This is a genomic window from Pseudomonas sp. GM24 (assembly GCF_000282235.1).
Classification (GTDB): Bacteria; Pseudomonadota; Gammaproteobacteria; order Pseudomonadales; family Pseudomonadaceae; genus Aquipseudomonas.
Genome location: NZ_AKJR01000351.1, coordinates 1 through 3,445, shown reverse-complemented (window position 1 = coordinate 3,445; position 3,445 = coordinate 1). Strand labels below are relative to the sequence as shown.

Sequence of the window (3,445 nt, the reverse complement as noted above, 5' to 3'; positions counted from 1 at the left end):
CTCGGTCTTTCAGGTCGATGTATAACGCAAGACACCTCGGTCGGCTCCCTCTCCCTCCGGGAGAGGGCTGGGGTGAGGGCCCGCTTTTCAAAGCCCGGATTTCAACCGGCTGAACGCCCGGATCAAAGCCCGATTGAACGCCTTGCCATTGTCATTCTTGCTGTACAGCGAAGCCCTGACCTGCGCGGACGGATACGTCCCCGGATCATTACGAATCGACGCGTCCACCAAACCATCCGCCGCCGTGATCGCATTGGCGTAGTGAATGGTGTCGGTGATCGGCGCAATCACTTCCGGCGTCATCAGATAATCCATCAGCGCCAACCCGGCCTGGGGATGCGGCGCGTCCTTGGGCACGACCATGGCATCGAACCAGATCAACGTGCCCTCTTTCGGAATCCGGTAACTCAATGTGAACGGCTTCTTCGCCGCCTCCGCCTGCCCCGCCGCAATGGCGACATTGCCGTTCCACGACATCGCCACGCAGGTATTGCCATTGGCCAGATCGCTGATATTCAGATCATTGTCGAAATAGCGGATATACGGCCGGATCTTCGCCAGTTGCTGCTCGGCGAGTTTCAAGTCATCGAGGTTCTGCCGGTTGATGTCCAGCCCCATGTACTTCATGACAGCGGCGAACACTTCGTTGGGATCGTTGAGCAGACTGACCCCGCAATCGGCGAATTTCGAAACCACCGCCGGATCGAACAACATCGCCCAACTGTCCGTCGGCGCCTCGGGTAACCGCTGTTTTATCGCCTCCTCCTGATAGCCGAAGCCAGTGGTGCCCCAGGCGTAAATCCCGGCATAGCGATTGCCCGGATCGAACACCGCCATGTGCTGGCGAAACTCTTCACCAACCCCGGCGAAGTGCGGCACCCGGGCCTGGTCCAACGGCTGGATCGCGCCGCTCTCGATGGCCCGCGACAGGTGCTGTCCGGCGGTCAACACCAAGTCGTAACCGCTGCGCCCGGTAAGCAGTTTGGTCTCGACGGTTTCCAGCGAATCAAAGTGATCGGCGACCACATGAATGCCAGTCTGCGCCTCGAAATTCTTCAGGGTATCCGGCGCCAGGTACTCGCCCCAGATGTACAGATTTACTACCGGTTTGGCGGTGTCGGCAGCCTGCACACACAAGGGGGCGAGCACCAGCATCAAGGCTTGAGTCAGTTTGTGCAGGCGCATGGTCAGGCTCCTTTTTTCAGGCCGGCGTATTGCGGCATGGTGATGCACGCGACGTTGCCGCCGCCGAGAAGGATTTCCCGGGAGTTCTCGATGCCGACAATCTTGTGCTGCGGGAACAGTTCGGCCAGCGTCGCCATGGCAACCTTGTCGTTACGATCACCAAACAGCGGCACCACGATCGAGCTGTTGCCGGCGTAGTAGTTGATGTACGACGCGCAGATTTTCGTGCCGGCCTGACGAGTGTGGGTGCTGTCCTGCTGATCGAGGCCGTCGGCTTCTTCGGCGGTCCACTCGAGCACGTCCGGTTGCGGCAGCTTGTGCACGATCAACTCGCGGCCACGGCTGTCGCGGATGCTGCGCAGGATGTCGTAGGCTTCTTGATAAATTTCCCACTGCGGATCGTCGCGGTTGTCGGTCCATTGCAACACCACTTCACCGGGACGCACAAAGCAGGCGAGGTCATCGACATGGCCATCGGTTTCGTCGAACTTGCAGCCGCGTGGCAGCCAGATCACTTGCTCGGCACCGAGGTTATCAGTCAGGCGTCGGGTGACTTCGTCCTTGCCCAGATGCTGGTTGCGATTGCGGTTGAGCAGGCATTGTTCGGTGGTGAGGATGCTGCCCTGACCGTCGCTCTGGATGCCGCCCAGCTCGGCAATCAGCGGCGCTCGGTAGCGGTCGAAGCGCTCGATCTCGAGGATCTTGCTGGCGATCTGATCATCCTTGTCCCACGGGTAATACAGGCCGCCGTCAAGACCGCCATAGGCGTTGAATTCGAAGTCGACGCCGCGCACTTCACCGCTCTGATCGTTGACCACAAAGCATGGGCCGCTGTCGCGAAACCAGGTGTCGTTGCAGGTCATCTCGACCACGCGCACTTGCGGCGGCAACTGCCGACGCGCCGTGGCGAACTGCGCGGCCGATGCGCAGACGGTGACCGGTTCGCTGTGGGAGATGGCGGTGACGATCTGCACCCAGACTTTCTGCGCCGGTTTCGCGCCGTTGCGCCAGACATCGGTGCGCTCCGGCCAGCCGAGCCAGCAGCCGGACTTGGTTTCGAATTCGCCGGGCAGACGGAAGCCGTCCTGTTTGGGGGTGGAGTCGAGCAAACGTGCCATGGTCAAACCTCGTCTTCGCGATGGGAATGACCACAGGCTAAGGGCGCACGCAGTACGCCCGCCAACGATGATTATTGCGGAACAGTTGAATTCAACTCATCAATCGGCCAGTTGATCGTTGAACCATTCGAGCATCTGCGCCACCGCCGGGCGCTCCAGCCGCAGCCGTTCACAGACCAACGCATATTGGCCGAGGGCAGTCATGCTGGAGGCGAAGGGCCGCACGAGGCGACCACTCTGTAAATCCTCCTGCGCGGTGAGGTTATCGCCCATGGCCACGCCCTGCCCTTGCGCCGCCGCTTCCAACGCCAAACCAGCGTGGGCGAAATACAACTGACGCTGCGGACGTAGATCACCGGCGTGGCTGGTCAGCCACGCGGTCCAGGTCTTGCCGTCCTGATCGTCGTGCAGCAGGCAGTGACGGGCCAGATCCTTCGGGGTTTTCAAGCTGCCCTGGTTGAACAGGCCGGGGCTGCACACCGGGAAGAACTGCAAGGCTGGCAGCGGCCGCACGAAGTAGGCGCTGCTGTCCACCGGGCCGGTGCCATAGGTGATCGCCAGGTCGATGTCTTCGCCGGGCGCCGTGGCGTCGATCGGTTGTTCGTAGAGGTGCAAGGTGATGTGCGGATAACGCGCGTAGAAATCAGTGAGGCGACTCATCAACCATTTCTGCGCGAGTTCGGCGGTTACGGCCAGTCTGAGCACGGCCAGCGACGACGGATCGCGCAATTCATCGCAGGCATCGCCGATCAGTTCGAAGGCTTGTTGCAGGCTTTGCATCAGCCGCCCGGCGGCGATGGTCGGGCGGATTTGTCGGCCTTCGCGGATGAAGAGTGAGACGCCGAGTTGTTCTTCGAGCTGGCGGATCTGATGGCTGACGGCGCTGTCGGTGACGCACAGTTCGGCGGCTGCACGGCCGAAATGCGCGTGGCGAGCGGCGCATTCGAAGGTGCGCAGGGCGGCCAGTGAGGGGAGTCGTCGCATAGGGGGGGTCCGTTTTTTGGGTCATGCTGACTGGCTCGTCGATATGAGTCCAGCCCGTTACCCTCACCCCAGCCCTCTCCCGGAGGGAGAGGGGGCCGATCGGGGGATATTGACGATGTACGCCGACCTGAACGTGCTTGGGTGAATCCATAATCGAC

3 protein-coding genes are annotated in these 3,445 nt (G+C 61.3%); all 3 read right to left on the bottom strand.

Going from position 1 to position 3,445, the window contains the following annotated elements; genetic code table 11:
- Positions 1-87: 87 nt before the first annotated feature.
- The 3 genes from PMI23_RS28205 to PMI23_RS28195 all read right to left on the bottom strand — a co-directional run bounded on the left by PMI23_RS28205 (position 88) and on the right by PMI23_RS28195 (position 3,287).
- Complete coding sequence (locus PMI23_RS28205; protein ID WP_007915647.1) at positions 88-1,185, bottom strand: extracellular solute-binding protein; 1,098 nt, start codon at positions 1,183-1,185, stop codon at positions 88-90.
- 2 nt (positions 1,186-1,187) lie between these two features.
- Positions 1,188-2,303 carry an agmatine deiminase gene (gene aguA / locus PMI23_RS28200; RefSeq protein ID WP_007915645.1) on the bottom strand — a complete coding sequence of 372 codons (1,116 nt, stop codon included), beginning with the start codon at positions 2,301-2,303 and terminating at the stop codon, positions 1,188-1,190.
- A gap of 99 nt (positions 2,304-2,402) precedes the next feature.
- Positions 2,403-3,287, bottom strand: a complete 885-nt coding sequence (locus PMI23_RS28195; RefSeq protein WP_007915644.1) for a LysR substrate-binding domain-containing protein — start codon at positions 3,285-3,287, stop codon at positions 2,403-2,405.
- Positions 3,288-3,445 lie beyond the last annotated feature (158 nt).